The 25468-nt window shown below is 35.7% G+C and carries 13 protein-coding genes, 2 tRNA genes and 3 rRNA genes; 10 read left to right on the top strand and 8 right to left on the bottom strand.

Annotated features, from left to right (window positions below; genetic code table 11):
* Positions 1 to 167 precede the first annotated feature (167 nt).
* The 4 genes from AC3ITQ_RS10450 to AC3ITQ_RS10435 all read left to right on the top strand — a co-directional run bounded on the left by AC3ITQ_RS10450 (position 168) and on the right by AC3ITQ_RS10435 (position 5433).
* Positions 168 to 1763: a tetratricopeptide repeat protein gene (locus tag AC3ITQ_RS10450; RefSeq protein ID WP_489238623.1), complete on the top strand. Its 1596-nt coding sequence runs from the start codon at positions 168 to 170 to the stop codon at positions 1761 to 1763.
* Between the two features lie 166 nt (positions 1764 to 1929).
* Positions 1930 to 3174, top strand: a complete 1245-nt coding sequence (locus tag AC3ITQ_RS10445) for a hypothetical protein (RefSeq protein ID WP_489238621.1) — start codon at positions 1930 to 1932, stop codon at positions 3172 to 3174.
* A gap of 14 nt (positions 3175 to 3188) precedes the next feature.
* Positions 3189 to 4199 carry an NHL repeat-containing protein gene (locus AC3ITQ_RS10440; RefSeq protein WP_489238619.1) on the top strand — a complete coding sequence of 337 codons (1011 nt, stop codon included), beginning with the start codon at positions 3189 to 3191 and terminating at the stop codon, positions 4197 to 4199.
* Between the two features lie 214 nt (positions 4200 to 4413).
* Positions 4414 to 5433 (top strand): proline-specific peptidase family protein, encoded by a 1020-nt coding sequence (locus AC3ITQ_RS10435; RefSeq protein WP_489238617.1) that lies wholly within the window; start codon positions 4414 to 4416, stop codon positions 5431 to 5433.
* A gap of 514 nt (positions 5434 to 5947) precedes the next feature.
* On the opposite strand, the gene rrf is transcribed toward AC3ITQ_RS10435, so the two are convergent.
* From rrf to AC3ITQ_RS10405, 6 genes are all read right to left on the bottom strand, one after another.
* Positions 5948 to 6057: ribosomal RNA gene (gene rrf / locus AC3ITQ_RS10430) — 5S ribosomal RNA — on the bottom strand.
* Between the two features lie 128 nt (positions 6058 to 6185).
* A 23S ribosomal RNA gene (locus tag AC3ITQ_RS10425) occupies positions 6186 to 9066 on the bottom strand.
* Between the two features lie 136 nt (positions 9067 to 9202).
* Positions 9203 to 9276, bottom strand: a tRNA-Ala gene (locus AC3ITQ_RS10420).
* 108 nt (positions 9277 to 9384) lie between these two features.
* Positions 9385 to 9458: transfer RNA gene (locus tag AC3ITQ_RS10415), tRNA-Ile, on the bottom strand.
* 123 nt (positions 9459 to 9581) lie between these two features.
* Positions 9582 to 11095: ribosomal RNA gene (locus tag AC3ITQ_RS10410) — 16S ribosomal RNA — on the bottom strand.
* The 16S, 23S and 5S rRNA genes sit together here with 2 tRNA genes alongside, the layout of an rRNA operon.
* Before the next feature lie 1031 nt (positions 11096 to 12126).
* Positions 12127 to 13140 (bottom strand): LLM class flavin-dependent oxidoreductase, encoded by a 1014-nt coding sequence (locus AC3ITQ_RS10405; RefSeq protein ID WP_489238615.1) that lies wholly within the window; start codon positions 13138 to 13140, stop codon positions 12127 to 12129.
* A gap of 172 nt (positions 13141 to 13312) precedes the next feature.
* On the opposite strand from AC3ITQ_RS10405, the gene AC3ITQ_RS10400 reads away from it, so the two are divergent.
* The 4 genes from AC3ITQ_RS10400 (at position 13313) to AC3ITQ_RS10385 (ending at position 18580) form a co-directional block, all read left to right on the top strand.
* Entirely contained in the window at positions 13313 to 13828 is a 516-nt protein-coding gene (locus tag AC3ITQ_RS10400) for a DUF2975 domain-containing protein (protein ID WP_489238613.1), read from the top strand.
* Between the two features lie 2 nt (positions 13829 to 13830).
* Entirely contained in the window at positions 13831 to 14037 is a 207-nt protein-coding gene (locus AC3ITQ_RS10395; protein ID WP_072975024.1) for a helix-turn-helix domain-containing protein, read from the top strand.
* Positions 14038 to 14154: 117 nt separating this feature from the next.
* On the top strand, positions 14155 to 15039 hold the full coding sequence (locus AC3ITQ_RS10390; protein WP_489238611.1) for an ABC transporter ATP-binding protein: 885 nt from the start codon (positions 14155 to 14157) through the stop codon (positions 15037 to 15039).
* Between the two features lie 4 nt (positions 15040 to 15043).
* Positions 15044 to 18580, top strand: coding sequence for an ABC transporter permease/M1 family aminopeptidase (locus AC3ITQ_RS10385; protein WP_489238609.1), 3537 nt, complete (start codon positions 15044 to 15046; stop codon positions 18578 to 18580).
* Positions 18581 to 18608: 28 nt separating this feature from the next.
* Here the strand turns inward: AC3ITQ_RS10385 and AC3ITQ_RS10380 are convergent, their stop codons facing one another.
* A complete protein-coding gene (locus tag AC3ITQ_RS10380; protein ID WP_489238607.1) occupies positions 18609 to 19844 on the bottom strand; it encodes a polysaccharide deacetylase family protein in 1236 nt (411 codons plus the stop codon).
* Positions 19845 to 20054: 210 nt separating this feature from the next.
* On the opposite strand from AC3ITQ_RS10380, the gene AC3ITQ_RS10375 reads away from it, so the two are divergent.
* The gene (locus AC3ITQ_RS10375; protein ID WP_489238605.1) at positions 20055 to 20840 is read left to right on the top strand and encodes an alpha/beta hydrolase; all 786 of its coding nucleotides are present in this window, start codon (positions 20055 to 20057) and stop codon (positions 20838 to 20840) included.
* Here AC3ITQ_RS10375 and AC3ITQ_RS10370 read toward each other — a convergent pair.
* Positions 20837 to 22810: a sigma 54-interacting transcriptional regulator gene (locus AC3ITQ_RS10370; RefSeq protein ID WP_489238603.1), complete on the bottom strand. Its 1974-nt coding sequence runs from the start codon at positions 22808 to 22810 to the stop codon at positions 20837 to 20839. The genes AC3ITQ_RS10375 and AC3ITQ_RS10370 overlap by 4 nt on opposite strands.
* Positions 22811 to 23019: 209 nt before the next feature.
* Here AC3ITQ_RS10370 and AC3ITQ_RS10365 point away from each other — a divergent pair, with 209 nt between their 5' ends.
* Positions 23020 to 25461 (top strand): tetratricopeptide repeat-containing sensor histidine kinase, encoded by a 2442-nt coding sequence (locus AC3ITQ_RS10365; RefSeq protein ID WP_489238601.1) that lies wholly within the window; start codon positions 23020 to 23022, stop codon positions 25459 to 25461.
* Positions 25462 to 25468: the final 7 nt, after the last annotated feature.

Below are 25468 nucleotides of genomic sequence, written 5' to 3'. Positions count from 1 at the left end.
ATTTTACACAAATATTTTGTGCTTTTGAGAGTAAAATGTATTTTCTTTAAAGTCTAAAGAAGTGATCAACTAAAACTCGAAAATTATTCATAGTTTAGCTAACAAAATTAATCGAATTGAAGCGTTTTTATTTTTATATAAGTTTTTTTATATTTTTCTGTGAAGCGATGTTTTCACAAGATCTTAATCGTTTAAAACTTGAATATCAGAACACTTCTGATCCTGATAAAAAAGTACGTTTACTGCTTCAAACAGGATACCTGCTCGAAAAAAAAGATTTAGATTCTGCGCTATTCTATTACAAAAAAGCTTTGCTTTTTGAAAAAAAAATTACCGATACCGTATTAGCCAGAGTATATTCCAGAATAGGAAACGCCAATCTTCTTAAAGGGAATATTGATGTTTGTCTTGATTATCAATTAAAAGCATTAAAATTCTACGAACTCTATCCGCCACAGCAGGATGTCATTCGAGTTCATAACAGTATTGCCCTTGTTTATTTTTATCAAGCCGACTTCGAAAAGGCATTAGTAAAATTTAATCAAGTCAAAGCTTTATTAGATAAAAATATTATAAACGATTCCATAAAAGCTCACCAAATTAAAGGAAAAGTACTTAATAATATTGGTATCATTTATGACAATAAACATCAGGAAGATCTTGCTCTAGAGTATTTTATGCAAGCATCAACCCATAGCAAAAAAGCACTCGACAATGAAAATTTATCTTCAGTATATTCCAATATGGGCATCATCTACCTTAAAGGAAAACGCTATGATCTGGCTGAAGCTATTTTTATAGAATCCCTTAATTTACGAAAAAAGGATAATAGCATATTAGGGTTGTGCAAATCCAATTATCATTTAGGAAGGCTTTATAAAGAAAAAAAACAGTTTGATAAAGCAGAAGAATATTTACTTACGAGTCTCAAATACTGCAAACAGGCAAATTCATCATCATCGCGCGCATCTGTATTGGATGAGCTTAGTCTTGTAATGGCAGGAAAAGGAGATTATAAAAATGCGTACAATTATCATGTTGCTTATAAATCTTTAAGCGATAGTCTATTTAATAAAGAAAACCAGCAAAAAATTACCCGTGCAGAAATGCAGTATAAATTTGATAAAGAAAGTCAATCTGCAAAAATCGCTCAAAATCACAGAGAACTTGTTTATTCGATTATTGCAATTGTTTTGATTTTAGGAATTATCATTGCAATCATTATGTACCGACTGCAGGAATCGAAGGCTAAAATTCAGCAATTAGCCAAAGAAAGTGCCGAATTGAGCAACAAAGACCTTTCGCTAAGGGAAGATAGTTTAAAAAGAGAGTTAGAATTTAAAAATAAAGAGCTTACAACCAATATCATGTATCTCTTAAAAAAGAATGAATTCAATTCTGAGATTTCAAGCCGTTTGATGGAATTGAAAAAGCAGATGAAACGAACCGATCAGGACATTATTCAAAAAATAATCGTTGACATTAAAAATGCTCAGGATGATGATATTTGGAAAGAATTTGAAGTTCGTTTTAGCCAGGTTTATAATGACTTTTACGAGCGCCTAAACATTAAATATCCCGATTTAACCCTAAATGAAAAAAGAATCTGCGCCTTTTTGAGGTTAAATATGACCACCAAAGAAATTTGTGCGCTAACGCGTCAGTCCTATAATAGTCTTAACGTGGCAAGAGCAAGGTTAAGAAAGAAGCTGAATATTCAAAATGAGGATATCAATTTGGTGACTTTCTTAGAAAACGTATAAATCATTAAACCAATCTATTATTACATTATCTTCTCTAAAAAGTTCATGAAGTAGGTATATGTGTTTTTTAGTTTTTAAACGATTTTTAATTTAACATAATTTTTATGACATTTGTCTTTTAAAAATATTTCCCAAAAAAATAAAAAAACATTTTAAACTAACCTACATGATTAAGAACGCCCACAAATGGCTTTTTAGCATTTTGCTATTAGCAAACTTCTTCTTTTTTACTAGCTGTGAAGATGGAGATGATGAGACAAATTACCAACCAAATTATGCGGCAAGTATTGACGCCACAAATTTACCTTCTGGAAATAAACCAATGACAATGTTTGAAGATACAGAAAATTCTTCAAAAATGTACGATAATAATGATCGTTGGTTTAGAGTAAATGAACCTTTACAAGTTATACAGAAAGGAAAAGATTCAGTACAAATATCGTTGTACTCTCCTGTTGGACTTAGCGATGTAAAAATTTACGCTAAATTACCCAACTACAATAAGCGATTTGTAATTTATACCTTTTCAAAAATTCCAGCTTTTCATCGCTCTTTTCACAAAATCCCTTTAACTACAGGTAAAAACGATTATTTATCTGAAACAGGAGAACCTGTTACAATAGACAAAATCGAAGGATTTTCTTCTGGAGGCATTGAGTTTTCAGTGGAATCAAGCGATCCCTTATTCGCAAAATTCAAAAAAATAAAATCTTCACGTTTGGTTAAATTTAGCGATTCTTATCATTTAAATAATCCCGCAGATGATCCAAACAAGTATTTGCCGATGAATCCGGCTTTGGCGAAAGAAGCCATCACTATGATTATTAATTTTTCATATGCCATTAGTCATCCGTTGTACTATGACACCTTTATGAATTTTGACCGATATAAAAAAGAACAAGCCGCAACAGCAGGAACTGCTATAAATGGTGCACTCAACTGGCATGGAAATGCTGATGACGTTGATGGTGTTTATGACTATTTAACCAAAACCCAAATCGAACAAGCTTATACCACTTATATTGATAAACGACAACTTAATATGGCCATGGTTGGCGGAGGTTCTGCCTGGGGAGGCGGTGCTTTAGCCTCGCAATGGGAATCTGGTTATGTTACCGGTCACTGGAAAGGAGAAATGTCAGTTTGGTCACATGAATATTCACATCACAGTGGTTACAGCCACAGTAGTAATTTAGCCAACAGTGGTGAAGGTGGTGGGCAACAGGAAATGCTAACTCACTTCTATAAGTATTTGATCTATCTAAACGATCTTCCATTCACAGATCCTGAGATACTCAAAACGTATGCAAAAACAAACTATGTGACAGGTGTCTATAAAAAGCCAGTTTTTACAATCGATCAAAAAAATCCATTTTTAATAAAATATAAAGGAGAAGGAAAATGGAACTAAAAACTAAAATAAGCATGAATAAAATACCCTTAATACTACTATTACTTTGCCTTATTACCAGTTGCAACAAAGATTCTGACTCAGAAAATAACGGTACAACGTATAACTATTATTACCCTACTGATGAAACAGTAATCACAGCAAGCGAAATTGGTGCCGGAACTGGGACTTTTGACCCAAAAGGTATTGCTGTAGCCAACAATAAATTATATATATGTAATGGTGATGTATTAGAGATTTTTGATGCTACAACTTTAAAATACATCAAAACAATTTCAAACTATACTAAAGGCACAACCACAATTGCACTTACTAAACTTTCTTCTGTATCTATTGATAATGGGAGAATTTATGTAGGAAGTGTTGATTCAAGACTTTTTGTATTTGATGAAAGTACAACTGCAGGAATTAGTACAGTTGGAAACGGAAAATGGTGGAATACCTTCGTACACGTTTTTGGCGTTGTGGTAAAAGACGGGCTAGTATTTGTTAAAGAAAAAGAAACCTCTATAAAAGTTTTTGAAACATCACAAATAACAGAAAACAGTAACTGGGATCTAAAACCAATAGCCAAATTAAATACCTTAAACGGTTTTGATCAAGTCTATTCATTAGATGTAGTCTCAGGAAATTTGATCGTTGCAGGAAGAGATGCAAAAAGCTATTTGTATTACAACATTGCAAATATTAAGGCTAATGCAGCAAATTCATTAGTCGAACCAATCAAACCGACAACTGCCCCTTTTTCTGATGCAAAACCTATTGCAATTTCTTTTAGTGAAAATTGGACTATTACAACAGAAAATGTTGGAAGCGTAAACTATCTGCGTCTTTACCCTAAAGAGGAATTTATGAATAAAAATTATTCGCCAAGGATTAATGCTAATGATATTATGGGAGCAAATCCTTTTGGAAGTGTTGTTAGTATAGCCCAATTCAATGATCGTATTTTTTTATCGGATAACACCAATAAAAGAATTAGAGTGATCAAACTTAATAGCTCTACGATTACTGAACAAAAGTAATCATGCTAAAAACATAAAAAATCAGTAAAGCATAGTAGTTATCGTTAACAATAAAACAAGCCCAAAAATATATAATATATATTTTTGGGCTTGTTTTTATTAAGGAAAGGTTTATTGTAAAACAGCAATTAATTAAGGCTATTTAGAGTTTAAATATAATTCGTAATTTAGTTACAAATCTAATTAATCGAACATCCCCTTAAACCAACAAAATATGCGTTATATTCTTTTCCTAACAATATTTCTTCTAACCATTTCATGTCAGAAAGAAAATAAATCACAAACACTTCAGGATTATTTTATGTACAATCACAAAAATGCCGTTGAATCCGCTGGCGTACAAATGATTCCTATCAAGACACCAGTTGGAGAATTTAAGGTTTGGACAAAAAGATTTGGAAATAATCCTAAAATAAAAATATTATTGTTACATGGTGGTCCAGCCATGACACATGAATACATGGAATGCTTCGAAACTTTTTTCCAACGTGAAGGATTTGAATTTTACGAATATGATCAACTCGGTTCTTACTACAGTGATCAGCCAAAAGATAGTAGCTTATGGACAACTGACCGATTTGTAGAAGAGGTTGAGCAAGTTCGCAAAGCCATTGGAGCTGACAATAATAACTTTTATGTCTTAGGAAATTCATGGGGAGGGATTTTGGCAATGGAATATGCATTAAAATACCAAAAAAATCTTAAAGGCTTATTGATTTCAAACATGGTAGCAAGTGCCCCAGAATACGGCAAATATGCAGATGAAGTACTAGCAAAACAAATGAAACCAGAAATTCTTGCTGAAATCAGAGCATTGGAAGCTAAAAAAGATTTTTCAAACCCTCGTTACATGGAACTATTGATTCCAAATTTTTATAAAGAGCATTTATGCAGATTAGCACAATGGCCAGATGGTTTAAATAGGGCAATTAAACATACAAATGGTGAGATTTACACTATGATGCAAGGGCCGAGTGAATTCGGAATTAGTGGACGTTTAGCGAAATGGGATATAAAAAATCGTTTAAAAGAGATAGAAACTCCAACTTTAATGATTGGTGCAAAATACGACACTATGGACCCGAAAGCTATGGAAGAACAAAGTAAATTAGTTCAAAAAGGACGCTTTTTATATTGTCCAAACGGAAGTCATTTGGCAATGTGGGATGATCAACAAGTATTTATGAAAGGAGTAATCGCATTCATTAAAGATGTTGATACTAATAAATTTTAAAAATTATTATTAAAAAAACATTTTTCAAAAAACACTTAACCACTGAAAGCAAACACTTTATATAAATAAAGTTTTTAGTAAAATAACGTTTATTAAAAGATTTTTTTTGGCTTTTCCCGACGGGCCCGGCTGTCCGCTATATCTTTTGCGATAGTGGCTTCAGTTTGGGAAGAGGTTCAGGGTATCGCAAAAGGATGCCGCTCCCATCCCTAACGCGGTTTACTGGAAACAAGTAGTTAAATTTTCAGAAGAAATTCCAACTTTTAAATTCCAAATTCAAATCCAGAGTACTACATAGTTTTATTTTCAGAAGAAATCAGGTACAGCAACTGCTATTTAACCGCAAAGCTTGCAAAGGATTACACAAACTTCGCAAAACTATTAACACAGCTTTGCGAACTTAAACAGGTGTGTTGTACACACCGATAATAAAAACCTTTGCTTTGTTTGCGGTAAAAACATAAAGTATTGTAAAACAAAAAACCCCGTTTCGTTAGAAACAGGGTTTTAAAAAGAAAGGCGACGACATACTCTCCCACATAACTGCAGTACCATCTGCGCAGGCGGGCTTAACTACTCTGTTCGGGATGGGAAGAGGTGAGCCCCGCCGCAATAACCACCTTAAGGTCGTTTTGCAATGGGTAACCAGCTTTAGCTGATCAACATTACACAATATCTTAACATACTGAGATAAAGAAAAAAGTATTGATTTAGAAAGTTTCTTCTCCCGACCGGAGTCGGGAGAAAAGGGTGTACATAAGCTTACGGATTATTAGTACTACTCGACTATGACATTACTGCCTTTACATCTATAGCCTATCAACGTGGTCATCTTCCACGATCCTTAAAAGAAATCTCATCTTGTGGTGGGTTTCGCGCTTATATGCTTTCAGCGCTTATCCCTTCCAAACGTAGCTACTCTGCGGTGCCCCTGGCGGGACAACAGATACACTAGAGGTTTGTCCAATTCGGTCCTCTCGTACTAGAATCAGATCCACTCAAATTTCTAACGCCCACAGTAGATAGAGACCGAACTGTCTCACGACGTTCTGAACCCAGCTCGCGTGCCACTTTAATGGGCGAACAGCCCAACCCTTGGGACCTTCTCCAGCCCCAGGATGTGACGAGCCGACATCGAGGTGCCAAACCCCCCCGTCGATATGAGCTCTTGGGGGAGATCAGCCTGTTATCCCCGGCGTACCTTTTATCCTTTGAGCGATGGCCCTTCCATGCGGAACCACCGGATCACTATGCTCTACTTTCGTACCTGATCGACCTGTATGTCTCTCAGTCAAGCTCCCTTATGCCATTGCACTCTACGCACGGTTACCAAGCGTACTGAGGGAACCTTTAGAAGCCTCCGTTACTCTTTTGGAGGCGACCACCCCAGTCAAACTACCCACCAAGCAATGTCCCCCACAATATGGGGTTAGGCCTCAGATAAACAAAGGGTTGTATTTCAACAATGACTCCACAACGCCTGGCGACGCCACTTCACAGTCTCCAACCTATCCTACACATCATTTATCCAAGGTCAATACTAAGCTATAGTAAAGGTGCACAGGGTCTTTTCGTCCCACTGCGGGTAAACGGCATCTTCACCGTTACTACAATTTCACCGAGCTCATGGCTGAGACAGTGTCCAGATCGTTACACCATTCGTGCAGGTCGGAACTTACCCGACAAGGAATTTCGCTACCTTAGGACCGTTATAGTTACGGCCGCCGTTTACTGGGGCTTCAATTCAATGCTTCTCCGAAGATAACATCTCCTCTTAACCTTCCAGCACCGGGCAGGTGTCAGGCCCTATACTTCATCTTACGATTTTGCAGAGCCCTGTGTTTTTGATAAACAGTCGCCTGGACCTCTTCACTGCGGCCAGCTTGCGCTGGCGACCTTTCTCCCGAAGTTACAGGTCTATTTTGCCTAATTCCTTAGCCATGAATCTCTCGAGCACCTTAGGATTCTCTCCTCAACTACCTGTGTCGGTTTACGGTACTGGTACTAATTACCTGAAGTTTAGAGGTTTTTCTTGGAAGCCCTTAGGCGCACTATCTCTTTGTCCGAAGACTCCGAGTACTATCGTATTTCCCCAAGATCTGTGGATTTGCCTGCAGATCTTATAGGTAGGTACTTCAACGAACTATTCCGTCAGTTCGCGGCGCTTTCATCACTCCGTCACCCCATCACAGTAATTAGTAGTACGGGAATATTAACCCGTTAGCCATCGACTGTCCCTTTCGGGTTCGCCTTAGGACCAGACTAACCCACAGCTGATTAGCATAGCTGTGGAAACCTTAGTTTTTCGGTGTGCGGGTTTCTCGCCCGCATTATCGTTACTTATGCCTACATTTTCTTTTCCAGCCAGTCCAGCATACCTTACGATACACCTTCAACCCTGCTGGAATGCTCCCCTACCACTTACAGTAAACTGTAAATCCATAGCTTCGGTAATACGCTTATGCCCGATTATTATCCATGCTCGTCCGCTCGACTAGTGAGCTGTTACGCACTCTTTAAATGAATGGCTGCTTCCAAGCCAACATCCTAGCTGTCTGGGCAGACAAACCTCGTTCTTTCAACTTAGCGTATATTTGGGGACCTTAGCTGATGGTCTGGGTTCTTTCCCTCTCGGACTTGGACCTTAGCACCCAAGCCCTCACTGCTGAGAAACATTATATAGCATTCGGAGTTTGTCAGGAATTGGTAGGCGGTGAAGCCCCCGCATCCAATCAGTAGCTCTACCTCTATATAACTTAAATTCAGCGCTGCACCTAAATGCATTTCGGGGAGTACGAGCTATTTCCGAGTTTGATTGGCCTTTCACCCCTACCCACAGGTCATCCGAAGACTTTTCAACGTCAACCGGTTCGGACCTCCACTGTGTGTTACCACAGCTTCATCCTGCCCATGGGTAGATCACACGGTTTCGCGTCTAACACTACTGACTAAAGCGCCCTATTCAGACTCGCTTTCGCTACGGATCCGTGGCTTAACCACTTAACCTTGCCAGCAACGTTAACTCGTAGGCTCATTATGCAAAAGGCACGCCGTCACCCCACGAAAGGGCTCCGACCGCTTGTAAGCGTATGGTTTCAGGATCTATTTCACTCCGTTATTCACGGTTCTTTTCACCTTTCCCTCACGGTACTGGTTCACTATCGGTCTCTCAGGAGTATTTAGCCTTAGCGGATGGTCCCGCCAAATTCAGACAGGGTTTCACGTGCCCCGCCCTACTCAGGATACCACTATCTATTATACTCGTTACCCATACGGGACTATCACCCTCTATGGTGTCACTTTCCAGTAACTTCCGGTTCCTTGTACATAAAATGTCGTGGTCCTACAACCCCAACAATGCCGTAACATCATTGGTTTGGGCTAATCCGCGTTCGCTCGCCACTACTTACGGAATCACTTTTGTTTTCTTCTCCTCCGCCTACTTAGATGTTTCAGTTCAGCGGGTTTGCCCACCTATCGGTGTACTATGTCTTCAACATAGTGGGTTGCCCCATTCAGGTATCTACGGATCAATTCGTGTGTGCCGATCCCCGTAGCTTTTCGCAGCTTATCACGCCTTTCATCGCCTCTGAGAGCCAAGGCATCCCCCATACGCCCTTATTTTGCTTATTGTACCAATCTTAAATTTAATTAAGACCGTTTTTTTTTGTTTTCTACTATAAATAGTAAAAAACGCTTTCTACTTTTTATTATTTTCTTATCTCAATATGTCAATGAACTTTTATTTACTATCTTCACAGTAAATCAGTGGAGAATAACGGAGTCGAACCGTTGACCTCCTGCGTGCAAGGCAGGCGCTCTAGCCAGCTGAGCTAATCCCCCATTTTTCAATCTTAGATTGTAGAATTCAGATTTTAGATTTCTTAATTCTTCTCTAATTTCTTTTGGTGAATTCCAACTTCCAGAATTTCCTTTTTTTAAGTTAAATAGTAGTCCCGGGCAGACTCGAACTGCCGACCCCTACATTATCAGTGTAGTACTCTAACCAGCTGAGCTACGAGACTCTGTTTTACTTAAAATTTATTATTTGAACTAACAGCAAGAGTAAAATAGTCTTAAAATTAAAAACCTATAAAGCTTCTTCTTTTTTCCCCATCGTGTATTAATACTAACAATTGGGGCTCTAGAAAGGAGGTGTTCCAGCCGCACCTTCCGGTACGGCTACCTTGTTACGACTTAGCCCTAGTTACCAGTTTTACCCTAGGCAGCTCCTTGCGGTCACCGACTTCAGGCACCCCCAGCTTCCATGGCTTGACGGGCGGTGTGTACAAGGCCCGGGAACGTATTCACCGGATCATGGCTGATATCCGATTACTAGCGATTCCAGCTTCACGGAGTCGAGTTGCAGACTCCGATCCGAACTGTGACCGGTTTTATAGATTCGCTCCTGGTCGCCCAGTGGCTGCTCTCTGTACCGGCCATTGTAGCACGTGTGTAGCCCAAGGCGTAAGGGCCGTGATGATTTGACGTCATCCCCACCTTCCTCACAGTTTGCACTGGCAGTCTTGTTAGAGTTCCCGACATGACTCGCTGGCAACTAACAACAGGGGTTGCGCTCGTTATAGGACTTAACCTGACACCTCACGGCACGAGCTGACGACAACCATGCAGCACCTTGTAAATTGTCTTGCGAAAGATCTGTTTCCAAACCGGTCAATCTACATTTAAGCCTTGGTAAGGTTCCTCGCGTATCATCGAATTAAACCACATGCTCCACCGCTTGTGCGGGCCCCCGTCAATTCCTTTGAGTTTCATTCTTGCGAACGTACTCCCCAGGTGGGATACTTATCACTTTCGCTTAGCCACTGAAATTGCTTCCAACAGCTAGTATCCATCGTTTACGGCGTGGACTACCAGGGTATCTAATCCTGTTCGCTACCCACGCTTTCGTCCATCAGCGTCAATCCATTAGTAGTAACCTGCCTTCGCAATTGGTATTCCATGTAATCTCTAAGCATTTCACCGCTACACTACATATTCTAGTTACTTCCTAATAATTCAAGTTTAACAGTATCAATGGCCGTTCCACCGTTGAGCGATGGGCTTTCACCACTGACTTATTAAACCGCCTACGGACCCTTTAAACCCAATGATTCCGGATAACGCTTGGATCCTCCGTATTACCGCGGCTGCTGGCACGGAGTTAGCCGATCCTTATTCTTACGATACCGTCAAGCTACTTCACGAAGTAGTGTTTCTTCTCGTATAAAAGCAGTTTACAATCCATAGGACCGTCATCCTGCACGCGGCATGGCTGGATCAGGCTTGCGCCCATTGTCCAATATTCCTCACTGCTGCCTCCCGTAGGAGTCTGGTCCGTGTCTCAGTACCAGTGTGGGGGATCTCCCTCTCAGGACCCCTACCCATCGTAGCCTTGGTAAGCCGTTACCTTACCAACTAGCTAATGGGACGCATGCTCATCTTTTACCGTTGTGACTTTAATTACAAAATGATGCCATTTCGTAATACTATGAGGTATTAATCCAAATTTCTCTGGGCTATCCCTCTGTAAAAGGTAGATTGCATACGCGTTACGCACCCGTGCGCCGGTCTCTAGTTCCGAAGAACTATACCCCTCGACTTGCATGTGTTAAGCCTGCCGCTAGCGTTCATCCTGAGCCAGGATCAAACTCTTCATCGTATATTGTTTGTTCTAATAAATCAGAACTAATTATTATTCGAATCAGTCTCTATCGGTTCTTTTATAAATCTCTCGATTATCTTACTCTTTATTCTTTTGCTCTAACATCTCTGTTAAAGCGGCTGTCAATTCAATATGTCTACGAACGTGTCTTTCAATCTTGTTTCGCTTGTCTCTCAAAGCGGGTGCAAAAGTAGAAAACTTATTTCTAACTGGCAAATGTTTTTTGAAGTTTTTTTTGAAAAATTTTCGTTTCAATTTCCTCTTCTTATTTACCAATCTATCAATGAACTTTCCGTGTTTTGCGGGGTGCAAATGTAACATCCGTTTTCAAATCTCACAAGCTTTTTTGAATCTTTTTTTGAAAATATTTTTTCAGTATTAATTCGTATGCTTGTCAGTATTTCAGTGAACGTCTATCGCTGTTGCGGGTGCAAAAGTAGCACCTTTATTTACATTTGCAAGCCTTTTTATTATATAATTTCAATCTTTTTTATAAGTCACTGGTATAACGGTTTTTATACTACAAAGTTTTTTTAGCGTTTTCTGGGTTTTGGCTGGATTTGCCTGTTTTGGGTGGTTTTGCCACAAAGGCACCAAGGCGCAAAGTTTTAATTCTTCCCTTTTATTGGGTTTACCTGCTTTTGAAAAAAATGCTCAAAGCTGGGTTTTTCTTTGTTTTCCCGGGTTCTTATGAAAATAATATAGCGGGAAGTCTTCTTCTTTCTTCCGGAAAACGATTATCTTCTTCTGGAAACAGCTCCCCTAGCCCCGATAGAAGTGGAAATCCTTTTGCTTTTTTCTTTAAAAAGCAAAAGATTGAAACGGATAGCGGGAAATAGCTCCTGATTAAAAAATAAATTCCAAATCTGAAAAGGCTTTCGCTACCCTCAGCTGACTCATTCATTACTCTTTGTATATTATAGTATAACTCGTCCTTATATATATGTATAAAAACAAACCCGACAGCTTTTGTAAAACTGTCGGGTCGATCTAAAATGTACCTTATATATAATAGTAGAAAAATGTACTTATATATGTATACTATTTAAACTATCAATAACTTCTTTGGTAATTTGTATACTTTTTAGCTTTGCCTGATGATCATAGATTGGACTTGTAACCATTAGTTCATCTATTTGAGCGTAGTTAATAAACTTTTTAAGATCGATTTCTAATTGCTCTTTATTTCCTGTGAACGTACAAGCGGTCATTTGATTGACATGGAAACGTTCTTCTTCGCCCATGATATCATCCAATGACGGAACCGGCGGCTGCAGACCTTTTCTATCGCCGCGAATTAAGTTTAGAAACATTTGATACAAACTGGTTGAAAGTAATTCAGCCTCTTCATTTGTATCTGCTGCAATGATATTAACGCAGGCCATTGTTTTTGGTTTGTCTAAAACCGTTGACGGCTGGAAATTTTCGCGATAGAATTCAAATGCCTGAATCATTTGTCGTGGTGCAAAATGTCCGGCAAACGCATACGGCAATCCATAAGCAGCGGCCAAGGCAGCACTTTCCATACTTGAACCTAAAATCCAGATGGGGATGTTTTTACCTTCGGCTGGAAAAGCGCGAACTTTTGCTGTCGCATTCTCTTCAGAAAAATAATCCTGAAGCTTGGTTACATTTTGAGGGAATCTTTGCGCCTGCTCAAAAAAGTCTTTTCGAATGGCTTCGGCAGTGGGCTGATCTGTACCAGGCGCTCTCCCTAAACCTAAATCGATTCGGTTTGGATAAAGCGTTTCCAAGGTTCCAAATTGTTCTGCTACTACTAAAGGAGAATGATTAGGTAACATTATTCCGCCAGAACCAACACGGATATTTTTAGTATGACCTGCAATATATCCTATTAAAACAACTGTTGCCGTACTCGCAACGTGTGCCATATTATGATGTTCAGCCAGCCAAAAACGCTTATAACCTAAATTATCAGCCAACTGCGCTATGTCTTTTGTTTTTTGAAATGTTTCAGTGGCGTTGCTATCCTGAGTAATAATAGCGAGTTCTAATATGGAGATTGAAATTGGTTTTTTCATATATTTTTTACTTTATACAAAATTACTTCATTTATACTGATGCCTTTTATTTTGCAGTGTTAAGAGAATTATAATATTTTCTGCGTGACAAAAAAATACAAAAAATGATAATTAATTATTGTTTTACGATAATTAATTATACATTTGCGATATCATTCTAACTTTTAATTAAATGAAAACCACTCATATCGTTTCCAGAGTTTTATTTTATTTTACCCGATTTTTGTCTGTTGTATATTTTGGACTGGCAAGCTACTCTCTTCTAACCTTAATTACAGGCTGGAGCCTGACCTTTAAAGACGGTGGGAAATATTTTCAGGTTTGTTATCCGTTTACTACGCATCCGGTAATGCTTGGTGATTATAATCTTCCGTATATCCTTTTTGATTTTTTAGCTCCTCTGAGTCTTTATGGACTTTTCTTTTTGTTAAGTAGTAATGTTTTTAAGCTTTTTTACCAGCCTAAATTATTCACTCAAAATGGTATCCAGCATTTAAGGCGTTTTTATTTATCGAATTTGCTTATCCCAAGTATTGTGCTATTAATTGCTTTCTTTTTTGTACCGTTAGATAATGAAGTTTCAATTTTTATCGTACTGCACGGAATGCTTGGTGTTTTCGCTTACTTTCTTGCAGCAATTTTCAAACAGGGGTTAAACCTTCAGAACGAACAAGACTTATTTATATAACTATGCCAATAATTGTAAATGTTGATGTAATGCTTGCCAAACGCAAGATGCAAAGTAAAGAATTGGCAGAAAAACTTGAAATCACTCCTGCTAATTTATCGATACTTAAAACTGGAAAAGCGAAAGGAATCAGATTTGATACCCTGGAAGCCATTTGTAAAATTTTGGACTGCCAGCCTGGCGATATTCTGGAGTATGTAAGCGAATAGCGCTCTTTTAAATCTAAATCTTATTGACATAAAAATCGGCTTTTATAGGCCGACTGGCATTCTATTGCCTATTTTTTTCAAAATCATCATTATATAATCATCTAAATCAATCACAAAATGAACAGTTTATCAATCAAAAATCTCAGTAAAACTTACGAGAACGGTGTTAAGGCAATTGACAATTTATCGCTTGAAATCGGGAATGGAATGTTTGGATTGCTGGGTCCAAACGGCGCAGGAAAATCTACTTTGATGCGAACTATCGCTGCTTTACAGGAACCAACATCTGGAATAATTGAATTTAACGGAATCAATATTCTGGAAAATCCCATGTTTATTCGGGAAAACCTAGGTTATCTTCCGCAGGAATTTGGCGTTTATCCAAAAATCTCTGCTTATCGTCTATTGGATCATTTGGCCATTCTAAAAGGTATTGTCAACAAAAAAGAAAGACATGACCAGATTTTAAATTTATTAAATCAGACCAATTTACTTCAACATAAAGACAAAGCAGTGCATTCTTTTTCTGGCGGAATGCGTCAGCGCTTTGGAATTGCACAGGCTTTGTTGGGAAATCCCAAAATTATTATTGTCGATGAACCAACCGCCGGACTTGATCCTGAAGAAAGAAACCGTTTTAATAACCTTTTAAGTGAAATTGGCGAAAGTATTATTGTGCTTTTATCCACTCATATTGTTGAAGACGTACGTGATTTATGCACTAAAATGGCCATAATCGCGAACGGGAAATTGATTTTAGAAGGAAATCCGAATGATGCTGTCGATTCTTTAAAAGACCAAATCTGGATGAAAGCGATTCATAAAAATGAATTGAAGGACTATAAAAACAACTTCAACATCATTTCATCTCATTTGAATTCTGGAAAACTTAATATTCATGTTTTCTCCCATCAGCGTCCTGATTCCGGATTCGATTTAATTTCTCCTGATTTAAGCGACGTTTATTTCAATGTTTTATCTCAAGATCAACTTAAAAAATAGTCCTATGTTTTCTAAATTACTTCAATTTGAATGGCATAACAATACCAGAAACTGGACTTTTTATGCTGCTTTTATACTGTTTCTGATATTTGGCTTTTTTGTAAGTGCTTTTGCCAATTTCTCTTTTTCTGGGGCTTATAAAAATAGTCCTTATGTTTTAACATACGCAATAGGCCTAATTTCATTGACCATCATATTTTCGATTACCATACAAGTTGCACAAAGTTTTTTGAAAGAATACGAAACTAAATTTGATGCCATTATTTTCACAACTCCAATTTCAAAATTCAATTATTTGGCAAGTAAATTTACTATCGCCTTTGCTATTGCTTCACTTTCCTTTTTGATGTTTATTCTTGGAATGCTATTTGGACATCAAATGTCATGGCTTTCAAAAGACGAAATTGGTTCTTTCGAACTAATCAACTATTTCTGGCCTTACCTTATAATTGTTTTACCCAATATTTTTCTATGCCTTTCGATATTAACCGCTCTGGCGTGGACAACGCGAAGCAAATTGATGATCTATGTTGGTGGCTTCTTAATTTACATCTTATATATTGCAGGATCTTTGTTTTCTAACTCTCCTATTTTTGCGAATGCTTCTCCATCATCAGCCACGCAAATGTCTTTTGCTGCAAAAATAGATCCTTTTGGTTTAGCGGCTTTTTTAGAACAAACAAGATATTGGACGTCTATTGAAAAGAACAACAATTTGCTTTTATTGACTGGTAATTTTTTATTCAACCGAATACTATGGCTGGGTATTTCTCTTCTTTTAGTCTTTATTTCTTATAAAGTTTTTTCCTTTAGAAAATCGAAAACCAAAAAAAGCAAGTCCAAAAAAGTAGAATTTGGCAGCATTTCTTTTTCTGCGGAAGCACCAAAACAAATAGAATTTAGAAGTTTCAAACATAATATTGCTGTTTTGCAAAGCAATATCAAAATGGATATCTTTTTGATTGTAAAAGGAATTCCATTTATACTGATTCTCCTTTTATTTTCCGGACTCTTATTAATTGAAATTTCAGATGAAATTGATGGCGGAATTCGGTTAGCCGAAAATATAACCAATACCGCTTTAATGATCAGTACGATAATGGATCGTTTGCCTTTCATTTTAATCTTGATAATTCTTTTTTACAGCAGCGAATTAGTAAACAGAAGCGAGAATTCAAAATTTGATATGCTCGAAAACACAACGCCATATTCACAAATAATGGTTTTGATAGCAAAATTGATTTCAATTTTCTCTATTGCACTAATTATCATTGGCGTTTCTATTTTAATAGGATGTAGTTTTCAAATCATTAATGCAAATGCTCCAATAGAATTTGGGTTATACTTTTCGATGCTGTATTATCTCGGACTTCCCATTTTACTGATTTCGATTTTAGTTGTTTTTATTCAAACTCTCATTAAAAACAAATATTTAGGACTTTCAGTTGCAACACTTACGGTTGTTTTAATTAGCTCCGGAATTGGGGATCAATTAGGAATTTCACATCCTTTACTGAGATTTGGTGATGCCTATAAAAGAGAATATTTTGATTTGAATGGTTTTGGAAAATATACTTTTTCGTTTCACATTTCGATGTTATACAACATTGGGCTAGCATTAATTCTAATAGTCTCTACTTCTATTCTATGGAAACGAAATAGTTCGATTTCGCAATCATTTCGCCAAAATTCATTTAATGCGATTCAAAAATCAATTTTCATTTTGGGAATTCTTCTTTTTATTGGTTTTGGAAGTTACCTTTTTTACAAAACAAATATTGAATATCCCTATATAACCCAAGAAGATCAAAATAATTGGAGCGAACAATACGAGCTGAGCCTTAAAAAATATGCTCCTTTAGCACAGCCAACCATCACGTCTGTGAAGAGTACGGTAGATTTATTTCCAGAAGAAAATCGCTATGAAGTTTCGGGATCGTATGAATTAATCAATAATTCAGAAAAAGCAATTGATAGTTTACTCCTATATATCGATCGAAATTCGAAACTGACTTCTATTAAAATTCAGAATGCAGAAAAATTACAAGATGTTTCAAACTTTAACCATTATTGGTATCGCTTAAGAAAACCTTTGAAACGGCATCAGAAATTAAAAATGAACTTTTCATTTACCTCAACCTGGTCGCCGTTTAAAGGACATACGGCTTTTAATTCTATAATCGAAAATGGTTCTTTCATGCGAATCAGCCGTTATTTTCCAACTTTTGGTTATCAGGTTTCGAACGAAATTGAAAGCAAAAAAGAACGTGAAAAAAGACATTTACCAGCTCAGACTCCGCTTAAAAAATTAGAGGATAAAACGATAATTCCGCATGATTTTATTGATTATGATGCAATTGTTTCAACTTCAAAAAAACAAACCGCAATTGGTGTGGGAGATTTAATTGGAAAATGGAAAAAAGGCGATCGCAATTATTTTCATTACAAATCAAATCGAAAAATTCCGTTTCGTTTTGCTTTCGCTTCCGCGGAATATCAAATTAAAAAAATCCTTTATAAAGGAATTTCTATTGAAGTTTATTACAACAAAAGACATTCCCGAAATATTAAAAAGCTGATCAGCGGTATACAAAACACGATAGATTATTGCCAAACCAATTTTGGAAAATATCCTTATAAAACTATACGTTATGCCGAAGTCTCCGCTTTCGCCGATGGATTTGCTGCGACTTCTTATCCATCAACGGTTTTTATGAAAGAGAATTTTGGTTTTTACAGCGATTTGTCGAATATAAATAAAGAAGATGTTATCAACCAATTGACGGCACACGAACTATCGCACGAATGGTGGGGAAATTCCCAGATTGCGCCGGAACAAAAAGAAGGAAGCTGGATTTTGACCGAAACTTTAGCACAATATACCGAGTTGATGTTATATGAAAAAGAACACGGTTTAGAGAAAGCTTTACAAACCTTAAAAATTCATTTAGATCTATATTTAAGCGCCAGAAGCTACGATCGGGAAACTTCTCTTTATAAAACAAATTACGAAACACCTCATTTACCGTACGACAAAGGAATGCTTGTTATGCATCAATTGCGACTTTTAATTGGAGAAGAAAAAGTGAACCAGGCTTTGAAAAATTTTCTGAATCATTATAAATATCCGAATCAAAGCCCCGATTCTGAAAATTTATTAAAGGAGATTTATGCTGTAACAGATCCTAAATTGCATTGGAAATTAGATGAAATGTTCAAGAAGATTATCACGTATTCGTCAAAAATAGTATCCGTTGAAAATCAAAAAAAGAATGGATTTTATGAAGTTTCATTTAAAGTTAATTCTAAAAAATATAGAGAAAATGCTATCGGAGAACGAAAATTGATTCCGAATGACGATTTAATAGATATTGGGATTTATGACGAAAATGGAAAATTATTTTGTTACGCTTTCAATTCAAAAAGCAATACGATCGAAGGAAAGATTAAACTCAAAACCAAACCTCAACTGATTGTTGTAGATCCTTATTTAAAAAATATCGATACTTTTATTAAAGACAACGAAAAGGAAATTAATTAAAAAAAGGGCTCTAATAATAGAGCCCTTTTTATTTCAATTGAATTGTAATCAGTTTATGTTTTGATTTTCCATCGTCAGTAATTTTAAAATCTGTTTGCTTTGATTCAATTTCAAATTTTGAATTTGAATCAACAGCTAATGAAATATCTTTGTAACGAAAGGTTTCAGGAATTTCAGGAAGTTCAATTGTTACAATACCTTCCTTATTATTTTGTTCAAAATGAATTTTAATTCGATCGCGAAGCCAGATATATTCGTAAACTTCCTGCCAAGGCGCCATCCAGATTGAATCGTCTCCTTTTACACCATATTTGGTGGCAATAGTAGTCATGCAATATTTGAAATCAGGAAAACGCATGCTTAAATTCCAAAGATTTCCATTTCCAGTTCCGTGCGTAAATGCTGTATACCAAATTGGATTTGGTAATTTTGATATAGAATCCAAACTAGATAAAAAATGATCCATAGTTTTAAAACTGAGAGTATCTTTTGAGCTTTGGACAAAAGTTCTGGCGTAAATCATTTTATCTAGATTTACTTTTGAATCTACTTTTATAATTGGCTGAATACCTTCAAAAGAGGCTACAGAAAGTAAACCATTTGCAAGAGCATTTTTTTCATATTCTAAATAATATTTTGGGTCGCCTTCTCCGCCAGGAACAACAAAATGTGACATTGTAAACCCTAAATTTTGTTGTATTGACGTGGTATTTTCCGTCACTTCCGTCAAAAAATTAGTGCCGTGTTTGGTTGCATGATGAAAACCGTGATTAAAAATATCCCAGCCTGCATTGTACATTTCTTTTACTTCTGACCAGGAAAGATGTCCGCGATTTGCCGGTAAATCTCCGATCGCTCCTCCATTAATGGCCAAACCTAATTTAAATGGTATTTTATTCCCTAATCCATCTGAATAAAAAAGTCCTTTTGAAACTGTTCCATCTCCACCCTGATCGTTTTTCCATTCGTTAATCATTGGCGGGCTAATTTTTCCTCCATTAAATAATGGAAAAGCCGTTAAATAAGCTGATCTATAACCGTCATCAACTGTAAAACTATAGGCTAAATGTTTGTTGAACTTTAAAGCAGCAGCTTTTACTGTAACTTTTTCAGCTGATTTTAATTTTATTTTGAATGAAATAGTTTTTGTTTTTGAAGAATCGGTTTTGAAATCGGAATTACTTCCAAAACAAAAAAATGATGAATTAATTAAAAGAACAATGGTAAATAAAAATGCTTTCATTCGTAATTCTGGTATTTTCATTTGAAAGGTCTGATTTAGAGTTTTTAAAGATACTGTTCTTGAGAAAAATTCTGTATGAAAAAATGATATTTCAATAGTGCAAAATTTCATTTAACGATATATAATAATTTTTATCGTACAAAATTCAAACAAATCTTTTAGAATCAACACTTTACAAATAAGGCATATGCTTTGCTAATTTTTAGATAGCCAAACTCAAACTATCTTATTATGTACCTTTCTAATACAAAAACCATTGTGTTTATTACAGGAGCATTTGTAAGCCATTCTTGTTGGAAAGAATGGATCGTTTTTTTTGACAGTAAAGGATATAAAACGGTTGCGCCACCATGGCCACATAAAAATGATTTGCCAGAGATTTTAAGAAAAGAACATCCAAATTCTAAAATTGCTTCATTGCGTTTATCAACTTTAATTGATTATTACATTGAAATTATAGAAAAGCTTCCTGAAAAACCTATTTTGATTGGACATTCGTATGGAGGTCTTTTAACGCAGTTATTGGTTCAGAAAGAATTAGCTTCGGCTGGAATCTGCATTCATTCCGTTCCTCCGCAGGGAATGTATACCACTAAGTTTTCCTTTTATAAAGCAGTCTGGAAACCTTTGGGCTATTTTACTTCCAGAAAAAAAACTTATTTAATGACTTTTAAAGAATGGCAATTTGCCTTTACAAACGACATGCCTTTTGAAGAGCAAAAAGAATCTTATGAAAAATTAGTTGTTCCTGAATCCAAACAAGTTATGCGCGATGCGCTAAGCGATACAGCAAAAATCAACTTTAAAAAAATACATGTTCCGCTATTATTTTTGTCTGGTTCAAATGACAATATTATTCCGTCCTCTCTCAACTATTCTAATTTTAAAAAATACAAAAACATTCATTCGATTACTTGTTACAAAGAATTCAAAAACAATAATCATTTTGTTTTAGGGCAAATAAATTGGAAGGAAGGAGCCGAATTTATTGCCAATTGGCTGGAAAAAATCAATTAATTCAATTCTCTTTTAATTTCCAGTTTTTTGATTTTCGAATTTAAAGTGGACGGATGAATGTCTAAAATTTCAGCTGCACCACCTGCTCCTGATATTTTCCCGTTACATTTTTTCAGAATATACAATATATAATCTCTTTCGTTCTCCAAAATTGTTTTTATAGAGAAGGATTCACTACCTTGTTCTGCATGCATTTTTGAAGAAGTCGAAAGTTCAATTTCCTTGATTGTATTTCCGTCAGTCAATAAAATGGCACGTTGCATTACGTGTTCCAATTCTCTAATATTTCCCGGCCAATTGTAATTTATAATCTGTTGCAAAGCAAAATCAGAAAGATTTGGTGCTTTTCGACCCAATTTCTCACTATATACTTTTATAAAATGATGTGCCAAGTCCGGAATATCTTCTTTTCGTTTTTTTAATGATGGAACTAAAATTGGAAAAACATGCAAACGATAGTACAAATCCATTCTGAATCTTCCGGCTGCAACTTCTTCTTCAAGATTTTTATTCGTAGCTGCAATAATTCGAACATCAATTTTCATTGAAGATCTTCCTCCAATACGTTCAATTTCTCGTTCCTGCAAAACGCGTAACAATTTTACCTGAAGTTCCAAAGGCATCTCCCCTATTTCATCCAGAAAAATGGTCCCTCCGTCAGCCAATTCAAACTTACCAATTCTCTTATCTACTGCACCTGTAAAAGCTCCTTTTTCATGACCAAAAAGCAATGATTCAGCCAGGTTTTCAGGAATCGCCCCACAATTAATAATAACTAGAGGTTTTTCTTTTCGAGGCGATAAAGCATGAATACTTTGCGCTATTTTCTCTTTTCCGGTACCACTTTCGCCTAAAACCAAAACCGATGTATCTGACGGCGCCACTTTTCTGATATAATCAAAAACTGTAATCATTTGAGGGCTATTACCAATAATTCCTTCAAAGCCAACCAATTTATGTAACGGTTTTACTTCTTTAGCAATAGCTTCTTTTTGGTCTTCCCCAGAAACTGTTTTTGGAAACATTTTAGTAACAAATTGCGCAAATGTATTTTCCAGGTTCGCCAAAAGTTTTAAGGTTTCTGTCGAATAAATATTAAAATTTCTGCTATAAAAATTAAAATAAAATCTTTGAATTGTTTCAATTGGAACCGGAAATACCAAGTATGATTTAATTCCGAAATTATGAGAAATCAGACTCTTTATTGGCGCTACCTGGAAATTATTTATCAAAGACTCTTCACTATAGATAATAGGTTCTAAATCTATTTTTGATTTTTTATATGTTTCATCTAATTCCTTAATAGAAATATCAGCAATTTTTGAGAATTTTTCAGGACTGATGATCTGGTAATCGTCTATATTTCTACGCATGATTCCGAGATTTGCATAATGCGTGGTGTTCGCAAAACCAACTTCTGCATAATCAAACGAAATATAATTTTGTATCATTCTTCCGAATGATAATAATGCATTTTCCCATTTAAGATTTGAATTTAAAATCTCATTCATATCTCTTTGTAACTGCATTTGTTGCATTAATTGGGATTCTAAACTATATTCCTGACGATAAAAAGCGATTTCAAGAGTGGTTAAAACATCTTGTTCTCTAAACGGTTTTACTATAAATCCGTAAGGCTGTGTAATTTTTGCCTGATCTAAGATTTTTTTACTGGAATTAGCTGATATAAATATAAAACCGATATAATTTTCTTTGAGAATTTGGGCTAATTCTATTCCATTACGATTTCCTTTCAGCATAATATCCAGGAAAACTAAATCCGGTTTTTCAATCTCAATCTGTTCCAAAGCCTGATCAACTGAACGAGCAATTCCGATCACTTCATAATTAGCTTTTTCGAGAATTAACTGCAAATCATGTGCTTCAATAAATTGATCTTCAACGATTAAAATTCGTTTTTTAAAAGTGGTTTCAGAGGATTTGAGGTGCTGGTCAAAAACCGTTTCCATAAATGTGGTATTTTTAGTATTATAATAGCGTAATATATTGGTATAAAATTAGTTAATTATTAGAACTAAAACAGTGAAAATTCAAAATTTAAATCAAAAAAAATATCTTTTATGTGAATTTTCCTGATATTATTCTAAAGAACCATACTAGTTTATATTTATATTTGTTCATCATAAAAAACACCCAAAAACTTAATTCTAAACAAATTATGAAACAAGTTTATGCACTCTGTTTTATCCTTTCAATTGCAATACAATCTTTGGCACAAACTTCACCTTCTGTTGCCAAATATGACTTAAAGAAGAAAAGGCTTTTGATTCAGGCTTGCTCCATCTATTTATTCAACGCCAATCAAGGTGCGATAGATGCAGACAGCTCCGTAGTTTTAGCCTGTAAAGCATATAAATTACCTGTTTCGTTAGCTTATGACGAAGGTTTTAACGATGGATCATATTTGATTGGAAATGATTTGATTGATAAAGGAAACATCGATTCTGCAAAAAAGCTTCTTGCTAAATCTAAAGAGGAGAATCGCATTAAGTTATTGCTTCAATTAGGGAATTTTTATCTTTTCAAACCCGGAACAAAACCAGAGGATCTTCAAAATGCCCAAGCTTATATAAAGGAAGCAGTTGACGTTAGTAATAAAATTAAAATAAAAAAATGGCAACATCAAAGTTTACTGCTTCTTGGGAAATATTATTTCCAGACTGGGAACTTAGCAGAAAGCAAAAAAAACTTTTTACAGGTTATAAGCGAATGCCGAAAAACAGATGATAAAATTGGGCTCGCTGATGCTGTGGATGGATATGCAACTCTTTTATCAAATCTAGATCCGGAGAAAGAGAAACGACTACAAGAAGCCGTTTCTCTTTATGCTTCCCTAGGGTTGGAAGAAAAAAGAATAGAGTCTTATATGAAAATTACGACCATCTATTTTTGGACAGGGAGAATCGATGAAGCAAAAAAGAGACTACATCAAAATTTAGCTGATTTGCGAAAAATTAATTTCACACATCAGCAATTTGCAGAAACCACAATAGTTTATATTGACTTGTATCAGCAAAATATGAAAAGCGCTATGTATTATGCGCTAAAAAGCGTAAAAAGAATGGAGGCTGAAAAAGACTACACTTTAGGAGATATTTTTTATATGCGATTAGGTGATGTTTATAATTTTATAGGTCATAATGAAGAAGCATTGGAACTATATCGAAAAAGTATTGAAATTGGACAGCAAACCTTAGATACCGGTACTTGGTATAAAAGTTTTTATGGTGCTGTTGCTGCTTTATCACTTAAAGGAAAAAATAAAGAAGCTATTGCCTACATAAATTCGCTAACAGCAGAATATCCTCCAAAAACTATTTTTGACAAGATGTCTGTGGCTTATATAAAAGCCAATTGCTATGAGGCTATTAAAGATAATCTTCAGGCCGAAAAGTATTTTAATGAAACGGATTATTACGCCAGACAATTAAATAATCGTGAAACCTTTAGAGAAATTGTTCACCAATATACCATGATGTCTTTATTTTATATAAATATAAATAAAGTTCAGAAAGCAAAATTTTACACAGATAAAATATTTGCGCTTTTTAAGATCAATAACGCAACTTATAATTCAGAGGCATTTCAGCGTTTATTGTACAAAACCGACTCTATTAATGGAAATTATAAAAGCTCATTAGCCCATTTTCAAAACTTCAAAAAAATAAGTGATTCACTTCATGGAAACACTAAAAATAAACAAATTGAAGAATTGAAAATAGCATATCAAACTAAGAATAAAGAACAAAAAATTGCACTTTTAAACGACCAATCGAAACTACAGGAAAGTGCATTACAAAAATCAAAACTCTTAAATAATTTGGTGATTGGGTGTTTGATTTTGCTTTTAATCACGATTAGTTTACTTTATAATCGTTATCGATTAAAACAACGAAATCATGCTAAATTAGAATTAAAAGAAAGAGAAATCAATCAAAAAAACCTCAACTTGAGACATTTATTAGATGAGAAAGAATGGCTATTGAAAGAGATTCATCACCGTGTGAAAAACAATCTTCAGACCGTTATAAGTCTGCTCAATTCGCAATCGGCTTATTTGGATAATGATATGGCTTTATCTGCCATAAAAAACAGTCAGCACAGAATTCATTCGATGTCATTGATTCATCAAAAATTATATAATTCTGAAAATATTGCGACGATTAATATGCCGAATTACATTAAAGAATTGGTCGAATATTTAAAAGAGTCTTTTTCTCTTGCACAAAGAATTCGTTTTGAAGTAAAAGTCGCTCCTTTAGAATTAGACGTGGCTCAGGCTGTTCCACTTGGACTTATTTTGAATGAAGCCATTACGAATTCAATTAAATATGCTTTTCCGAATGATCGAACAGGGATGATTTATGTGACGCTCGAAGCAATAGCAGAAAATCGATATTTATTAACCATTTCAGATAACGGAATTGGAGCTGAGACTGATTTTACAGATACAAAAGCAAACTCATTCGGGATGAGTTTAATAAAGGGGTTAAGCGACGATTTAGAAGCAAAATTTACGATGGAAAATAATAACGGGACGATTTTAAAAATTGAATTTTCGCAAGAATTTCCGATAAATCAAAAAAGGCAAATGATTTAAAACCTAA

The organism is Flavobacterium sp. KH_001 (assembly GCF_057840745.1).
The sequence above is the reverse complement of the archived record's forward strand: the minus strand, read 5'-3'. Positions and strand labels throughout refer to the sequence as shown.

What these genes read in the sequence shown, in the direction of transcription:
- AC3ITQ_RS10400 (WP_489238613.1), top strand. Translation starts at nt 13,313, where the DNA reads ATGAAAACCACTCATATCGTTTCCAGAGTTTTATTTTATTTTACCCGA.
- AC3ITQ_RS10390 (WP_489238611.1), top strand. Translation starts at nt 14,155, where the DNA reads ATGAACAGTTTATCAATCAAAAATCTCAGTAAAACTTACGAGAACGGT.
- AC3ITQ_RS10375 (WP_489238605.1), top strand. Translation starts at nt 20,055, where the DNA reads ATGTACCTTTCTAATACAAAAACCATTGTGTTTATTACAGGAGCATTT.
- AC3ITQ_RS10440 (WP_489238619.1), top strand. Translation starts at nt 3,189, where the DNA reads ATGAATAAAATACCCTTAATACTACTATTACTTTGCCTTATTACCAGT.
- AC3ITQ_RS10435 (WP_489238617.1), top strand. Translation starts at nt 4,414, where the DNA reads ATGCGTTATATTCTTTTCCTAACAATATTTCTTCTAACCATTTCATGT.
- AC3ITQ_RS10385 (WP_489238609.1), top strand. Translation starts at nt 15,044, where the DNA reads ATGTTTTCTAAATTACTTCAATTTGAATGGCATAACAATACCAGAAAC.
- AC3ITQ_RS10395 (WP_072975024.1), top strand. Translation starts at nt 13,831, where the DNA reads ATGCCAATAATTGTAAATGTTGATGTAATGCTTGCCAAACGCAAGATG.
- AC3ITQ_RS10370 (WP_489238603.1), bottom strand. Translation starts at nt 22,810, where the DNA reads ATGGAAACGGTTTTTGACCAGCACCTCAAATCCTCTGAAACCACTTTT.
- AC3ITQ_RS10365 (WP_489238601.1), top strand. Translation starts at nt 23,020, where the DNA reads ATGAAACAAGTTTATGCACTCTGTTTTATCCTTTCAATTGCAATACAA.
- AC3ITQ_RS10405 (WP_489238615.1), bottom strand. Translation starts at nt 13,140, where the DNA reads ATGAAAAAACCAATTTCAATCTCCATATTAGAACTCGCTATTATTACT.
- AC3ITQ_RS10445 (WP_489238621.1), top strand. Translation starts at nt 1,930, where the DNA reads ATGATTAAGAACGCCCACAAATGGCTTTTTAGCATTTTGCTATTAGCA.
- AC3ITQ_RS10450 (WP_489238623.1), top strand. Translation starts at nt 168, where the DNA reads ATGTTTTCACAAGATCTTAATCGTTTAAAACTTGAATATCAGAACACT.
- AC3ITQ_RS10380 (WP_489238607.1), bottom strand. Translation starts at nt 19,844, where the DNA reads ATGAAAATACCAGAATTACGAATGAAAGCATTTTTATTTACCATTGTT.